Source organism: Streptomyces sp. NPDC037288 (assembly GCF_055603265.1).
This window is the reverse complement of the sequence record NZ_JBVJVY010000082.1, coordinates 1-13,256: the sequence shown is the minus strand read 5'-3', so window position 1 is coordinate 13,256 and position 13,256 is coordinate 1. Positions and strand designations below refer to the sequence as shown.

The window sequence follows — 13,256 nt, the reverse complement described above, 5'->3', positions numbered from 1 at the left end:
ACCCCACCGAGCCCGGCAAAAGCGCCCCCGCACTCCCCAACACCACCAACACGACCGACGATTGATCGCCTACACCACATCAAGGGACACGACCCAGCCCTCGCAAGGACGACGAGCTGAAGCACGAGATGGAAGGCCATCTGCGGGCCGGTAGGCCCACGCACGTGGAGGAGGCGTACGAGCCCGAGCCGCCGGCGGACGACGACGTCCGCGTGGACCCGTCAGGCCCGGTGCCTCCGCCCGGTGAGGAACGGGAACGGGCTCAGGCGGACACCGAAGCGGAAGCCTTGCGCAGCGAACTGGCCCGCCACCTGGAGCGAGCCGCGTTCCCGGCCGATCGGCAGACGGTGCTGGACGTCCTGGACGCGCACCACGCACCGGACGCGGCGCTGGATGCCGTACGACGGCTGCCGGACGGCGGCGAATACGCCAACGTGACCGAGATCGTCAGCGCGATCGATCAAAGGCCCGAGGGATGAGCCTTCCCTGATACCGGCCGGCATCCCGTCGGCCACCGGGGTGAAGTGTCGGACCGGCAGCGACGCGAACTGGCGGACCGGCTCACCATGGAGCTGATCCGGCACTCGGTGGCCGAGGAGGAGTACCTGTACCCGGCGGTGCGCCGGTACGTCGACGGGGGAGACGACCTCGCCGACAAGGAGATCGCCGACCACGGATTGGAGGAGCTGGGCGAGAAGGTCCGCTCGGCCAAGCAGCACGCGCCCACCCGCCCGCACCCGTCCGCGCCGGACACCCGCCCGCGAACAAACTCCTCGCGCCCGGAACCGGCATGGTCGACCGCCTGCGCGACATGCTCACCGGGCGCGGAAAGCAGGACTGACAAGGACCGACAGGACTGACGCACCGACAGGGCCGACAGGGCTGAAGCGGCTCGACCCCGGTGCGGCTTGACAACCAGTGGCCCTCTGTCGCTTCGCGGCGCGGAATGCGACTGCGTCCTGGGGTTACTCAGGTCGGCACGCAACCTGAGACGCGAGAGCGGGGAGAGCCGGATGAGCGAACGCGCCGTCCGCCGGGTTCTGGTGACCGGCGGGGCCGGATTCGTGGGGTCCCACCTGTGCAGGCGGCTGCTCGCCACGGGGGCCGACGTCGTGTGCCTCGACAACCTGTCCACCGGCACCCGCGCCAACGCCGCGGACCTGCAGCGGCACGACGGTTTCCGCTTCGCGCAGGCCGACGCCACCGACCCCGCGTCCTGGCGCGCGCTGCCCGGCCGTTTCGACCTGGTCCTGCACTTCGCCTGCCCGGCCTCGCCCGCCGACTATCTGCGGCTGCCGCTGGAGACCCTGGCCGTCGGCAGCGATGGCACCCGCCACGCGCTGGACAGGGCCCGCCGCGACGACGCCCGCTTCGTCCTCGCCTCCACCTCCGAGGTGTACGGCGATCCCCTGGAGCAGGAACGGGCGGTGCTGCGCATGCTCCGCAACGGACACCCGTCCGAGGGTGGTGAGAAGCGTTCCGCCTCCGCGTCGGTGGAGCAGGGGTAGCTCTGCGGCTCGTCCACGCGCTACGCGGCGGCCAGAGCGGTTTTCCTCATGCGTAGATACGTCGGTCTGCAGCAGCCTGGCCCAGGGAGGTCGGGAAGCCGCCGGTGGGGGCTGCGAGTTGACGGCGGGCGACGGCGAGAGCCGAGTCCACTGGTGTCGAGCCCGGCCACGACCGGCAAACGGGCGGAAGTGCACTTTCGGTGAGAGACATGGCGGGCCGTCAGGCGGCTCTCTCCGGTCCTCCGTGCCCCCGGTGCTGAGCGGTTTCGCCGAGCATGCGGCTTTGGGCCATGCCCTCGAAGAACCGCCTTTACAAGATGGCTCGTTCACGCTCGGGCAGGCGGAGCAGTCCGGTCTTCACCGCCTCGCGGTCCAGGACGGTGTCGAAGGAGGAGTCGGGTTCAACGTCCACATACGGGCACGGAAGTGGCGCTCCGCTGGAAGCGGTGCTGTCGGTCCGCCAATCAGCGGCCGCCGCGGCATCTCACTTCCGCGGGCGCGCCCACGGTCCGAAGCACGAGACCCGATTGCCCTGCCATCCTGTGGTCAAACAAGAAAGGCTCGTACCTCCAGCAGGCTGGACGCCGCAGGATGCCTTCAGCACGGCGACAACGGACAGTGCGGCAGCGGAGCACATCCATCGTGCCGTGAGAGCCAGGGGTCGGCGCAGCGGAGTACACCCGTGTCCGAGGATGCCCTGGCGCTTGTCCGCGCTCGAGCGTTCGGGTCGGGGCAGACGCTGTCCGACATCACCGCAGACATTCTGGCCGGCAGGGCAGGGGGACGTCGGATCCGCAGCCCGTGCCCGCTTCCAGTCTGCGGGGTCGGGTGGGCAAGACGACGTCGTCCTTCTCCCTGCCGATCGCACCTCACACGCACACCGCCGGCGCCCTCAACCTCTACGCCGGCCCGCCCGGCGCGTCCCAGCACCGCGACATCAAACTCCGCGACCTGTGCACCGAACTGATCACCAACCTCACCGGCCAGCCCCCACCACCCCCGAGTTGCGCCCCCGCGCCTGATAGAGGGCCATGCGCGAGCAGGTCCCAGCAGTCGTCGTTCGCCGCCGGTGGATGCGCGAGCAGCACCACCCTGCGCTACCCAGCCTGCCTCCACGGCCCTTCCGCACCGCGATCCGCTGCCGGTCGACGCACCGGACACCTTCCTCCAGCAGACCTCACGCCGGTATGAGGGCGAGTGGACGTGACCGGTGGCAGGCTTCGGCGGTGTTACTCGGCAGCGTCAGGGGGTACCGATGACGCGCGGTGCGTCAGGCGCGCCGGTGGTCGCTGGGAGGCAGGCATGGAAGCTTCGGTGGACCGCATCGCACGGCCATGGGGCAGCCGTACTCCGTATGGGCGGCACGAGCCGTGGCCCGCACGGGTGGACACCTACCTGGAGGACGGCGTCGACCCCGCAGTGGTGCAGCGATGGGTGCAGGCCGCGTCGATCCTGCATTCCGACGGTGATGCCATGGACATCGCCGTGGTGGACGGGCGCATGGTGGGGGTGCGCGGCCGGGCGGCCGACCGGGTCAACCGTGGCCGGCTGGGGCCGAAGGACCTCTTCGGCTGGCAGGCGAACGCCTCACCGGACCGTCTGACCAGGCCGCTGGTGCGCCAGGACGGGCGCCTGGTGGAGTGCGACTGGGAAACCGCCATGGAGCGGATCGTCGCCCGCTCGCGGGAGTTGCTTGAGGAACGCGGTCCGGGTTCGATCGGGTTCTACACCACCGGTCAGCTGTTCCTGGAGGAGTACTACACGCTCGCGGTGCTGGCCCGGGCCGGCATCGGCACCAATCACCTGGACGGCAACACGCGGCTGTGCACCTCCACCGCCGCGGAGGCGCTCAAGGAGTCCTTCGGCTGCGACGGGCAGCCCGGTAGCTACGACGACATCGACCAGGCCGACGTGATCGCGCTGTTCGGTCACAACATCGCCGAGACGCAGCCCGTGCAGTGGATGCGCATCCTCGACCGGCTGGACGGCGGCGACCCGCCTCGCCTGGTCTGCGTCGATCCCCGCCCGACGCAGGTGGCCCGCAGGGCGGCCGTGCACCTGGCTCCGCGCCTCGGTACGAACGTGGCCCTGCTCAACGCGCTCCTGCACGAGATCATCCGCACGGACCGCATCGACCACGACTACATCGCGGCACACACCGTCGGCTACGAGGAACTCGCCTCCCGGGTACGGGACTGCACCCCCGAGTGGGCGGCCCGGATCTGCGACGTGCCGGCCGCCCTGATCCGCGAAGCGGCAGAGCTCCTGGGCACCGCCGAGCGGCTGCTGTCCACGGTGCTTCAGGGGGTCTACCAGTCCCACCAGGCCACCGCGGCGGCAGTGCAGATCAACAACCTGCACCTGATCCGCGGCATGCTGGGGCGACCGGGCGCCGGCGTGCTGCAGATGAACGGGCAGCCCACTGCCCAGAACACCCGGGAGTGCGGCGCCGACGGCGACCTGCCCGGATTCCGCAACTGGCAGAACGACGACCATGTCGCCGACCTGGCCCGCGTGTGGAACGTCGAACCGAAGTCCATCCCGCACTACGCCCTGCCCACGCACGCGATGCAGATGTTCCGCTACGCCGAACAGGGCTCCATCCGGATGCTGTGGATCAGTGGCACCAACCCCGCGGTCTCCTTGCCGGAGCTGTCCCGCGTCCGCTCGATCCTCTCCCAGGAGCGCCTCTTCGTCGTCGCGCAGGATCTGTTCCTCACCGAGACCGCCCAGCTGGCCGACGTGGTCCTGCCCGCCGCGACCTGGGGCGAGAAGACCGGTACCTTCACCAACGCCGACCGCACGGTGCACCTGTCCGACAAGGCCGTCGACCCGCCCGGCGAGGCCAAACCCGATCTGTACATCTTCCTCGACTACGCCGCCCGTATGGGCTTCCGTGACAAGGACGGCGGCCCGCTGATCACCTGGCAGGATCCGGAGTCCGCGTTCGAGGCGTGGAAGCGGTGCAGCGCCGGCCGGCCGTGCGACTACACCGGCCTGACCTACGACAGGCTGCGCGGCGGAAGCGGCATCCAGTGGCCCTGCAACGAGCAGACCCCGGACGGCACGGAACGCCTCTACACCGACGGGATCAGCTGGGCCCACCCCGACGTCTGCGAGTCCTACGGCCAGGACCTGGTGACCGGCGCGACCGACGACGTCGTCGAGTACCGCTCCCTCAACCCCGACGGCAAGGCCATGATCAAGGCGGCCGCTTACCTGCCGCCCCACGAAATGCCCGACGAGCAGTACCCGTTCCAGCTGACCACCGGCCGGACCCTCTACCACTTCCACACGCGGACGAAGACCGCGCGGGCGCCCCAGCTGAACGCGGCCGCTCCCGACGTATGGGTGGAGGCGTCCGCCACGGATGCGGCCACGCTCGGACTCGACGAGGGCGACCTGGTCGAGGTCAACACGCCACGCGGCGCCATGCAGGGCCGGCTCCGGGTGACCGACAGCCGCCCGGGACTGCTCTTCGTCCCCTTCCACTACGGCTACTGGGACACCAAGGCCGGGCACGCACCGGACGGCGACACGCCCGCGCGCGCCGCGAACGAGACCACCATCACCGACTGGGACCCCGCCTCCAAACAACCACTGTTCAAGACCGCCGCCGCCGGGCTCCGGCTCCTGGAACGCGGCGACGGCCACAGCGCGCCCGCCCCGACCACCACAGCGTCCGCTCCCTCCAGCGCCGACGCCGTACCGGCCACCACGGGCGGAACGTCCGCACTCGCTACCCAGACGGGCGACTCCGGCCGCGAGGAGGACGCACGTTGAACGGCATCACTCTCACCCTCCGCGCTCTGCACCACGGCGAGAAGCACCTGGCCCGGCAGCTGAAGACCGTGGCCGAACGCCACCGCACCGAGCACGAGGTCCACCACGTGGCCACCGACCTCGCCGTATGGTCCCGTGAAAACGTCCAGCGCCTGGCCGAAGCCGCACACGCCCACGGCCTCGACCTGAGCGACTCTTCCAGGGACCCCTTCGCGGGTGTGCTGTCCGCCCTCCGGGAGAAAGCGGCCGAAGCGGTGGGCCACCGCCCCGAGCCCGGTCTGCTGCTCCTGCGTGACCTACGGGAGCTGCACCTGGGAGCGACGGAGAACTCCCTGCACTGGGAGATGCTCGCCCAGGCCGCGCAGGCCACCAAGGACGACGAACTGCTCGCCGTGGCCTCGGCGTGCCATCCACAGACTCTGCGGCAAATGCGCTGGACCAACACCATAATCAAGAACCTGTCCCCCCAGATCCTGACGAGTCTGTGACGAGCGGGCGCGCTGGCCCTTCTAAATGAGCAAGAACATGGACCACGACACCTTCATCGGACAGGTACAGGCGCGCCCACCTCGACAGCCGGGGCACCGCCGAGACCGCCACCCGCGCCACCCTGGAGACCCTCGCCGAGCGCATCCCCGCCTCCCTGGCGGACAACCTCGCCGCCCAGCTGCCCACAGGAGATCGGCGAGCATCTGCGCCGCGTCGCCACCGCGCCGGACCTGCCCGAGACCGGTATCCGGATGGGCTACGACACGTTCCTCGACCGCGTCGCCCAGCGCTCGGGCGAGGCCAAGGCACCCACGAGGCCCGCACCGTCATGGAACTCGTAGGCGAGGCCACCCAAGGCAGCCTGACCGACAAGGTCCGCCAGTCGCCGGACGACGAACTCGCCCGGATTCCTTTCGCCGGCAGCAGCGGCGGCATCACCTGACGCATGTACTGCTGAGGGGAGCGAACGGGGCGCCCGGCCTCCGCAGCAGAGACCGGCACCACAACCGCGACCTGCCGGACCGTGGGCGGCGGAAGACGAGACCTAGGGAGGCGAGGAATCGTGACCGCGAAAGCCGGCGAGAAGGCCCAGAAGATGGGCGACTTCTACTGCGCCGAGTGCGACCAGGGCCGACAGGCCCCTCCGGAGCAAGCGCGGCCAGGTGCATTGACCCTTGCCGGCTCATGGACAGCGGACGGCATCCGACCCGTATCCGGCGGTCGACGACAGGTGTGCACCGACACGGCGTGTGTCGATGCTGCCGTGTTATCGCTAGCGGCTGCCGCTGCGCCGGTATAGCGTTGTGATTCAGCAGTCGTGGTTCCGAAGTCCCGTTCGCCCGTGATCGCCATCACGGGCGTTCTTGCTGTTCAGCACCTCTCCGGACCAGGGCGATCACCTCCCGGGTGCGCAGGTCGCGGGCCCGGTTTCTCTCGAAGGAGACGGTCATGGCCACGGGCACTGTCAAGTGGTTCAACAGCGAAAAGGGCTTCGGCTTCATCGAGCAGGACGGCGGCGGCCCCGACGTCTTCGCCCACTACTCCAACATCGCCGCCCAGGGATTCCGCGAGCTGCAGGAGGGCCAAAAGGTGACGTTCGACGTCACCCAGGGCCAGAAGGGCCCGCAGGCGGAGAACATCCGCCCCGCCTGATCCCGCAGCCTCGGTAAGGCCGGCTTCCCTTCGGGAGCCGGCCTTACCGCCTGTCGGACTGGTCCGTAGGGCGAGGAGCCGGTTGGTGCTCAGACATCGCTTGGACCTGGCCGGTGAGTTCAGGCCGCCTCGCGGTCCAGCCAGGGAAACGTGTGCGCACCCGCAACGTCGACGTACTGCCCGTCCGGCACCAGGCCGGCCAGGTGGCGGGCCCGGTCGGCGGTGCCGATCTGCCACGGATGATCAGCAGCGGCACCCGTACCCGGCCCACCGAGTCCTCCAGGGCATCGTCGATGTGCACCCGTGCGGTGTGCAGCAGCCGACGCAGGCCCGCCCGCTTCCCCTCGGCACGGTGTGATTCGGACAGCCCCGGCGGTTCCCGCCGACCTTCCAGCCGCCAGTGGACGAGCAGACGCACGTAACCGCGGGCCATCGGGTCGACGGTGGGACTGGCCAGCACGACACCCGCGACGTCGGGATGTCCGAGCGCGGCGCGGGCGGCGAGCCAGTCGGCCACGCAGCGGCCGAACTCCGGCACGTCGAGTTCGTGCGGGGAATCGCCGCTGCCCGCGAAACCGGGCAGCTCCACCAGGTGCGCCCGCGTCCACCGGCCGAACGCCGCGAGCCCGGGCAGCAGATAGCCGGACACCGCCATGCCCGGCACCAGCACGACCTCCGGCGTGCCAGGGCGCACGCCGCCGACGGCGCGGCTCCGCATCCGTCCGAGCACACCGACGTGGTACGCCGTGACGGTCCGCTCCGGAAAGGGCGGGCGATGTTCGTGACGGGAACATGGTCTGCCTCGGCATGCCGCTCCTGAGCGAGGAACTCGCCCAGCTCCGCCAGGCCCAGCGGGGGGGGGCGTTGGTGGCAGCGGATGCCGCTCGGGAAGGGCCGCCAGGGCCGGCTGGTAGCGCAGTGGGCTGCCGATGTCGTCCGGACAGGCCCGCTCGTCCCTCTCCCCGTGCGCCCAGAAGGTGTCTCCGCCGTGGCGCGTCTGAGCGACTGGCTGAACAGGGAGGCACCGATTCCCATGAGGGTGTAGCGGCCACGAGGGGGAGGGGCGGGTGGCCGAGGTAGCGGTTCCGCCGTTCGGTTGGCGGTGGACGCCCACTCGCGCCTCGGACCCGGACAGCCCTCCCCACCTGTGCCAGCTTGTGTATGCGGCTTGCCTCGAGGCGAGCGTTGGCGAGCACAGTCCGAGGACTGGAGGAGACGGTCGATGGCACGTGGCGGACGACCGCCGGGTTCGGCTCCCCCCGGTGGAACACCACGCCGCGGACCCGAGGAGAGACCGGCGACGAAGTGGCTTGAGCGCATGCGTGGCGCCGTGGCCGCTGCCGTGGCGGCGGGCGCCGCCCGGCGCCGTGCGATGGCTCGGCGTGTCGGGCGGCTGCCCCCGCCGCCGGGCCCGTTCCGGCCGGAGTTCTGGCGCAGTCCGATCCGCGGGCCCTGGCTGACGTCGGTGTTCGGGCTCGTCCTGCTGATCGGCATTCCGCTGCTGTTCGTCACCGGACTGCTCTCCTACGCGTCCTACAACCCGGGCCTGAGCCCCTTCAACGACGAGACCCCGGACAAGGGCGTTCTGGGCTTCTATCTCTTCAGCTGGCCCACGCACCCGTACTGGCTCTACCGGTTGCTCCAGGGCGTCCACGTGACCCTGGGCGTGGTACTCGTGCCGGTCCTGCTGGCCAAGCTGTGGTCGGTGATCCCGAAGCTCTTCGAATGGCTGCCCGTGCGGTCGGTCGCCCACGGCCTGGAGCGGCTGTCCCTGCTGATGCTGGTCGGCGGGGTCATCTTCGAGTTCGTCACCGGCATCCTCAACATCCAGCTCTACTACGTCTTCCCCGGCTCGTTCTACCGCCTGCACCTCTACGGCGCCTGGGTGTTCATCGCGGCGTTCGTCGTCCACGTGGCCCTCAGGCTCGGCCGGATGACCAGGGCCCTGCGCTCACGCAGTCTTGGCGCCGAACTGCGCACCGGTCTCGCCGGCACCCTGCCCGAACCCCCGGATCCGGACGGCCTGGTGCCGGCTGCCCCCGCCGCGCCGACGATGACACGGCGCGGCGCGCTGGGCATGGTCGGCGCGGGATCACTGCTCCTTCTCGTCGTGACCGCGGGACAGAGCATCGGCGGCCGGCTGCGCGCCACCGCGCTCCTCGCACCGCACAACCGCAACCCCGGGAGCGGCCCGAACGCCTTCCAGATCAACAAGACGGCGGCGGCCGTGGGTGTCACTCCCCAACTGGTGGGCCCCGACTGGCGGCTGGAGGTCCATGGCCGCGGGCCGGGTCTGGTCCTCACCCGCGAGCAGCTCCTGGCGATGTTTCAGCACACCGCCGCACTGCCGATCGCCTGCGTGGAGGGCTGGTCCACCGAGGACCAGCACTGGAGCGGCCTACGACTGGCCGACCTCGCCGCCTTGGCCGGGATGCCTGACGCCGGGAGTGTCCTGGTCGAGTCCGTCCAACCGCCGGGCCCCTTCACCAAGGTGGTGCTGCGGGGCAACCAGATCCGCGATCCCCGGTCACTCCTGGCCCTCCGGGTCAACAACACGGACCTCTCGCTCGACCACGGCTACCCGGCCCGCGTCATCGTCCCCGCCAATCCCGGCGTGAACAACACCAAGTGGGTCGGCCGACTCACCTTCAGGGTATGACCATGGCACGATTCATCCGCTGGTACGGCTCCGGCCCCCTGCACCTACTGGTCCTGATCGCCTCGTTCGCGCTCACCGGCTACGCCATGGTGTGCCTGTTCGCCGTTCAGCCGCTCGCGGTGGCGATCTGGTTCGTCGGAGCGGCGATCCTCCACGACCTGGTTCTGCTGCCCCTGTACTCGCTGGCCGACCTGTCCGCCCTCGCCGTGCTGCGCCACCGCTCTGCCGGCGGGCCGGCGGTCCCGTGGATCAATCACCTGCGCGTCCCCGCCTTCCTGTCGGGTTTGCTCCTGCTGGTCTGGTTCCCCCTCGTCTTCCGCATGGCGGCCCGATACAGCGGAGACACCGGCCTGTCCGACACGGTCTACCTCGATCGGTGGCTGGCGATCACCGGTGTGCTCTTCGCCGCCTCGGCAGTGACCTTCGCGTTCAGGTTGCGCCGTGCCCGGCAGGCCGGCCGAGGCGACGAGAGCCCTCCGGTCACGGATTCCGGCCCCACACCATGACGACCGACGAGGGCGAGCAGTACGGCGCGGAGGAGGAGGATCCTTATGCGCTGGTTCTGTGCCCGGGCTGGGCTCCGGTGTTCCTGCGGTTGGCGAACGGTCGCCGGATCCGGATGCCGGTGCGCCGCTGGCATGAACCACCCACGGCGGACGATGAGACCGTGCTGGAGCGGTGTGTCGGCCCTGTTCTCGATGTCGGTTGCGGACCGGGGCGGTTGTGCAGGGAACTTCTGAGCCGGGGCGTCTTCGCCCTGGGAGTGGACATCGCGCCCCGCGCGGTCGCGCTGACCTGCGCCCAGGGCGGACTGGCACTGTGCCGGTCGGTCTTCGACCGGCTGCCGGCCGAGAGCGCCTGGCAGACGATTCTGCTCATCGACGGCAACATCGGCATCGGAGGTGATCCTCACGGCCTGCTGCGCCGCTGTGGCAGGCTCCTCGCTCCGACTGGTCGCCTCGTCATCGAGGCCGAGCCCGAAGACGTCGAAGAGTGCTCTGCCGCTCGGTACGAGGGCCCTCAGGGCCGCTGCGGGCCGTCCTTTCCCTGGGCGCTGCTGGGGCTTCGGGCGATCCGCGGGGTCGCTGAGGACCTTGCTTTCAACGTCACCGACCAGTGGACGAGCGGGCACCGCCGCTTCGCCACCCTGATGCACGCGCGGATCGGCATCTGACCCTGTGGGGGCGAGCCCCTGACGACCAGGGCGAGAGCGCGGAGGAACGAAATGGAGCCGGGGGGCGCCTCTCGCCGCGACGTCGGTGCCTTACCGGCACGACCACTGACCCGGCGAAACCGCGCGGTCACAGCACTAGCCCCGATCGACCGCGATGAAGACGGTCGTTCGGCTCATCGTCGTCGCACTTGCCGACGGCCAGACGCTTCGTCTCCGCCGTCGAGCCATTCGACAGCGCGAGTGAGCGTGCTCGAGTGGACGAGGGCGGCAGCTTGGCGGTGGACGCCCCACCGAGCACAGGGGTTCCGAGCGTGCTACGGACAGTGGTCATGGCGCGTGAGCGGTCGGTCTCCAGGAGGTGCGGGTGTTCCTACGAGCCAGCCATTGCCTGAGCCAAAACTTGCATGCTGTGCCGTTAACGTGAGGGTGCGGGGTCATCCCGCAGTTGGGGAAGCCGTGGGTGAGGGTTCCGTGGCGGGGCCTGTCGGTACCCCCTCAGTCGACAGCCCGGGGGGCACGGTGAGGGCCACGACGGGCGCGCCCGGCTGCGGCACCGGTGGTGTGACCTGGGCTGCGGGGAGCTTGGGCGGGGTTGTCTCCTGGAAGTTCACCTGGTCGAAGTTGACCAGGCCGGTCTTCTCCATCTGTGTGATGTGGTCCAGGACCACGTCGTTGGCCTGGTCGGCGAGGGCCCGCACGAGAGTGTTCTCCGTGGTGGAGCGGATCTTGGCGATGGTGTTGAAGATCGAACCGTGGGTCATGCGCAGGGTGTTGGCGAAGTCGGTGTCGAACTGCTTGCCCTTGTCGGACTGGAACGTCGCCAGAAAACCCTGCTGCTGGGGTGTGGGCTGGTTCGGGATGGTGATGTTCAGCCCGGGGGCGATTCTGCGGCAGCTGGCGTCGAGCGCGGCATGCCCGATGACCAGGTGTCGCCCGGCCTCGCGCACGGCTGCCGTCGTCCCCTTCTGCATGGCCAGCTGCCCCGAGGGGCCTTCCCACAACCCGGCGGAGCGCACGAAGACGACGAAGTTCCGGTCGGCTTCGGTGAGCGGGCCCCACTGGGTGTTGGCGATGATGCGGGACTGGTTCGAAGAGGTGGTCTGAATACCCAGCATGCTCGGGTAGATGAGCGCGGCAAGGGTCAGGCTCAGGGCACCTCCAACGGCGGCGGTTCCGATCGCGTTGCGTGAGACGGGCACGGTGCCTCCCAGTGCGGACGGGTGGTCGTCATCCTGGGTACGCAGACCGCAGTGCAAGAGAACCTTTGCCCTAGGTAAAGCTTGCATGATGCTAAATAGGGCCTGAGGAGGTGACCGGGGGAACCGCGGCGGGTCCCGGCCTGGACCGGATCGCCCAGCCGCTCACTGTGCCTCCCGGCCGCCACCCCACGGAGCGCGGCGAAGGAATCCAGGCGCTGGACGCGGCCTTTTCCCCCCGACCAGTTCCCCGCGTTTCCCGCCAGGGGTAGCGACCATGCCGAGGTGTTCGGGGACGCCGTCGTCGTTTCGTACGGTCATGTGGAGTGAGCCGTCACCGGAACGGTCCAAATGCGCGACGGCGTTCGTGATCGTCAGGTCGACCGAGCCGTTCGCGCAGCCCGTGGTCAGGATGGCGAGTGCCACGGACAGCGAGGCGGCCAGAAGGATGTGGATGCCCGGTGCTGTGCCAGCCATCTTTGCGGTACGTCAACGTCATTTGGCGCGGCGATCAGCACCCCCCTCGGACGTTCCGCGTTGCCGTGACTCCACGGTGTGGCGGCGTGCCGAATTTGCGGGGTCCCCCTCGGCGATTCCGCGGCACCGCGAGCGCTCGATTGCCGATTCTGATCACTGCTACGCCCAAGGAAAGGTGAGAGCTGGCTCTGAAGGCCGCGCGGCGACATTTGGATGCGCTGGTCGCGTGTACAGACAGCGGCCGTTCGTGGATGCCGAGCTGTGGGCAGGCAAGATCGGCCGTGCGGTCGAGGCTCACCGGGGGAGGATCAGCCCGGAGGAGCTGGCCACGGAGACCGGGCTCACTCAGGAGCAGATCGAACTTGGGGAGCCGTGGCAGAGCCTGGATGCCTTGCGCTGGCATCGACGCTTCGGGAAAGCCGACGGCCCAGAGTCCTCTGGGTGACCACGCTACTTGCTCAAGCCGCGCAACGACGCCATCCACTGCGTGGGCCCGTGGACACCACACGACGGTTTCCCCGGCGATGAACGTTCAGCATGGCGGTGAGGGTAACGTCCTGCCGTGGCGGCAGCGGCGCGGCCCCGGAGTGAGCAAACTTTGCCAGCGCCTCCTTGGTCGCCCACCCTCTTGCCCGGTCGGGTCATGCTGGGGTGAGCACGATCTTCTTGCCGCCGGCCCGTCCGGTGACCACTCGGGCGAACGCAGCCGGTCCCTCGCTCAGCGGCATGGGTTCCGGTGCGAGTTTCAAGGTTCCGGCGGCGGCCTGCTCGGCCAGCTGGACAAGCTGCGCGGCGTTGGGCTCGAGGTAGAGGTCCCA

10 protein-coding genes and 4 pseudogenes are annotated in these 13,256 nt (G+C 69.7%); 11 read left to right on the top strand and 3 right to left on the bottom strand.

The genetic code is table 11. The features are described 5' to 3' along the window. The first annotated feature begins 128 nt into the window (after positions 1-128). The 3 genes and pseudogenes from ACZ7GZ_RS40125 to ACZ7GZ_RS40115 all read left to right on the top strand — a co-directional run. Positions 129-479, top strand: a complete 351-nt coding sequence (locus tag ACZ7GZ_RS40125) for a DUF2795 domain-containing protein (protein ID WP_471032348.1) — start codon at positions 129-131, stop codon at positions 477-479. 48 nt (positions 480-527) lie between these two features. Beyond that, a pseudogene (locus tag ACZ7GZ_RS40120) lies at positions 528-841 on the top strand (hemerythrin domain-containing protein); the annotation flags it as partial. A gap of 172 nt (positions 842-1,013) precedes the next feature. Beyond that, positions 1,014-1,415 (top strand): annotated as a pseudogene (locus ACZ7GZ_RS40115) (SDR family NAD(P)-dependent oxidoreductase); the annotation flags it as partial. Between the two features lie 406 nt (positions 1,416-1,821). Here ACZ7GZ_RS40115 and ACZ7GZ_RS40110 read toward each other — a convergent pair. After that, positions 1,822-1,905: pseudogene (locus ACZ7GZ_RS40110) on the bottom strand (B/F/G family RNA polymerase sigma-70 factor); the annotation flags it as partial. Between the two features lie 905 nt (positions 1,906-2,810). Here ACZ7GZ_RS40110 and ACZ7GZ_RS40105 point away from each other — a divergent pair. The 4 genes and pseudogenes from ACZ7GZ_RS40105 to ACZ7GZ_RS40090 all read left to right on the top strand — a co-directional run bounded on the left by ACZ7GZ_RS40105 (position 2,811) and on the right by ACZ7GZ_RS40090 (position 6,932). Further along, positions 2,811-5,291: a molybdopterin oxidoreductase family protein gene (locus ACZ7GZ_RS40105; protein WP_471032346.1), complete on the top strand. Its 2,481-nt coding sequence runs from the start codon at positions 2,811-2,813 to the stop codon at positions 5,289-5,291. Then, positions 5,288-5,779 (top strand): hypothetical protein, encoded by a 492-nt coding sequence (locus tag ACZ7GZ_RS40100; RefSeq protein ID WP_471032345.1) that lies wholly within the window; start codon positions 5,288-5,290, stop codon positions 5,777-5,779. The genes ACZ7GZ_RS40105 and ACZ7GZ_RS40100 overlap by 4 nt, the downstream gene beginning before the upstream one ends. 122 nt (positions 5,780-5,901) lie before the next feature. Beyond that, positions 5,902-6,105: pseudogene (locus tag ACZ7GZ_RS40095) on the top strand (hypothetical protein); the annotation flags it as partial. Between the two features lie 623 nt (positions 6,106-6,728). Then, positions 6,729-6,932, top strand: coding sequence for a cold-shock protein (locus ACZ7GZ_RS40090; RefSeq protein WP_184907816.1), 204 nt, complete (start codon positions 6,729-6,731; stop codon positions 6,930-6,932). A 43-nt stretch (positions 6,933-6,975) separates the two neighbouring features. Here the strand turns inward: ACZ7GZ_RS40090 and ACZ7GZ_RS40085 are convergent, their stop codons facing one another. Beyond that, the gene (locus tag ACZ7GZ_RS40085) at positions 6,976-7,650 is read right to left on the bottom strand and encodes an alpha/beta fold hydrolase (protein ID WP_471032343.1); all 675 of its coding nucleotides are present in this window, start codon (positions 7,648-7,650) and stop codon (positions 6,976-6,978) included. A 654-nt stretch (positions 7,651-8,304) separates the two neighbouring features. On the opposite strand from ACZ7GZ_RS40085, the gene ACZ7GZ_RS40080 reads away from it, so the two are divergent. The 3 genes from ACZ7GZ_RS40080 to ACZ7GZ_RS40070 are packed head-to-tail and all read left to right on the top strand — an operon-like array spanning position 8,305 to position 10,765. After that, the gene (locus ACZ7GZ_RS40080) at positions 8,305-9,591 is read left to right on the top strand and encodes a molybdopterin-dependent oxidoreductase (protein ID WP_471032350.1); all 1,287 of its coding nucleotides are present in this window, start codon (positions 8,305-8,307) and stop codon (positions 9,589-9,591) included. Beyond that, on the top strand, positions 9,588-10,097 hold the full coding sequence (locus tag ACZ7GZ_RS40075; RefSeq protein ID WP_471032342.1) for a hypothetical protein: 510 nt from the start codon (positions 9,588-9,590) through the stop codon (positions 10,095-10,097). Before ACZ7GZ_RS40080 ends, ACZ7GZ_RS40075 begins: the two co-directional genes overlap by 4 nt. Continuing rightward, positions 10,094-10,765 (top strand): class I SAM-dependent methyltransferase, encoded by a 672-nt coding sequence (locus ACZ7GZ_RS40070; protein WP_471032340.1) that lies wholly within the window; start codon positions 10,094-10,096, stop codon positions 10,763-10,765. Before ACZ7GZ_RS40075 ends, ACZ7GZ_RS40070 begins: the two co-directional genes overlap by 4 nt. 434 nt (positions 10,766-11,199) lie before the next feature. Here the strand turns inward: ACZ7GZ_RS40070 and ACZ7GZ_RS40065 are convergent, their stop codons facing one another. Continuing rightward, positions 11,200-11,964 (bottom strand): DUF4142 domain-containing protein, encoded by a 765-nt coding sequence (locus ACZ7GZ_RS40065; RefSeq protein WP_471032338.1) that lies wholly within the window; start codon positions 11,962-11,964, stop codon positions 11,200-11,202. Between the two features lie 721 nt (positions 11,965-12,685). Here ACZ7GZ_RS40065 and ACZ7GZ_RS40060 point away from each other — a divergent pair. Beyond that, the gene (locus ACZ7GZ_RS40060) at positions 12,686-12,883 is read left to right on the top strand and encodes a hypothetical protein (protein ID WP_471032335.1); all 198 of its coding nucleotides are present in this window, start codon (positions 12,686-12,688) and stop codon (positions 12,881-12,883) included. The last annotated feature ends 373 nt before the right edge of the window (positions 12,884-13,256 follow it).

What these genes read in the sequence shown, in the direction of transcription:
- ACZ7GZ_RS40070 (WP_471032340.1), top strand. Translation starts at nt 10,094, where the DNA reads ATGACGACCGACGAGGGCGAGCAGTACGGCGCGGAGGAGGAGGATCCT.
- ACZ7GZ_RS40090 (WP_184907816.1), top strand. Translation starts at nt 6,729, where the DNA reads ATGGCCACGGGCACTGTCAAGTGGTTCAACAGCGAAAAGGGCTTCGGC.
- ACZ7GZ_RS40080 (WP_471032350.1), top strand. Translation starts at nt 8,305, where the DNA reads ATGGCTCGGCGTGTCGGGCGGCTGCCCCCGCCGCCGGGCCCGTTCCGG.
- ACZ7GZ_RS40105 (WP_471032346.1), top strand. Translation starts at nt 2,811, where the DNA reads ATGGAAGCTTCGGTGGACCGCATCGCACGGCCATGGGGCAGCCGTACT.
- ACZ7GZ_RS40125 (WP_471032348.1), top strand. Translation starts at nt 129, where the DNA reads ATGGAAGGCCATCTGCGGGCCGGTAGGCCCACGCACGTGGAGGAGGCG.
- ACZ7GZ_RS40075 (WP_471032342.1), top strand. Translation starts at nt 9,588, where the DNA reads ATGACCATGGCACGATTCATCCGCTGGTACGGCTCCGGCCCCCTGCAC.
- ACZ7GZ_RS40085 (WP_471032343.1), bottom strand. Translation starts at nt 7,650, where the DNA reads ATGCGGAGCCGCGCCGTCGGCGGCGTGCGCCCTGGCACGCCGGAGGTC.